This is a genomic window from Streptomyces sp. NTH33 (genome assembly GCF_003236365.1).
In the GTDB taxonomy this organism is placed as follows: domain Bacteria; phylum Actinomycetota; class Actinomycetes; order Streptomycetales; family Streptomycetaceae; genus Streptomyces.
Genome location: NZ_POTZ01001008.1, coordinates 1 through 829 on the forward strand (window position 1 = coordinate 1; position 829 = coordinate 829).

The window sequence follows — 829 nt, forward strand, 5'->3', positions numbered from 1 at the left end:
CCCCCAAGGTGGCCGCCGTGGCGGTGGTCACCGGCCGCCCGGCCGGCGTCGCGGTACGGCACGGCGGCTTCGCGGGCGTGCCCGGTCTGGACCACCTCGTCGTCCTCGGCCACTACGGCGCCGAGCGCTGGGACGCCGCCACGGGCACCGTCACCGCGCCGCCCCCGCACCCCGGGGTCGCCGCGGTCCGCGCCGAGCTGCCCGGCCTCCTCGACCGGGTCGGCGCCTGGCACGGCACCTGGATCGAGGAGAAGGGCCGCTCCGTCGCCGTCCATACCCGCCGCGCCGACGACCCCCAGGCCGCCTTCGAGCTGCTCCGCGAGCCCCTCACCGACCTGGCCACCCGCCACGGCCTGATCGTCGAACCCGGCCGCATGGTCCTCGAACTGCGCCCCCCGGGCATGGACAAGGGCGTCGCCCTCCTGGACTACGTCCGCGACCTCGCCCCCACCTCGGTCCTCTACGCCGGCGACGACCTCGGCGACCTCCCCGCCTACGCCGCGGTGGAGAAACTCCGCTCGGACGGCCTGCCGGGGGTCCTGGTCTGCAGCGGCAGCACGGAGGTCACGGAACTGTCGGAACGGGCGGATGTGGTGGTGGACGGCCCTGCCGGGGTGGTCGAGCTGCTGAGGACGTTGGCGGAGCGGCTCGCCTAGGTGCGCCGGAGGCGCTGCGGGGGTGGGTGCGGGCCCGTCCCCCCTCAGCCCCGCAGCTCCTCCAGCTGATCCAGGAACCACCGAGCGGGAGGAAGCGCGGTCGCGGCGGCGGCCAGCCGCTTGGACCGCTCCACCCGCTCCGCCCCCGCCATGCTCAGCGCCTCGTGCAACGC

1 protein-coding gene is annotated in these 829 nt (G+C 76.4%); it reads left to right on the forward strand.

Features of this window, described 5'->3' with window-relative positions; all coding sequences use genetic code 11:
* Positions 1-656: trehalose-phosphatase (gene otsB, locus C1I97_RS38135; RefSeq protein ID WP_111007389.1), on the forward strand; the 656-nt coding region annotated here is incomplete at its 5' end.
* Positions 657-829 lie beyond the last annotated feature (173 nt).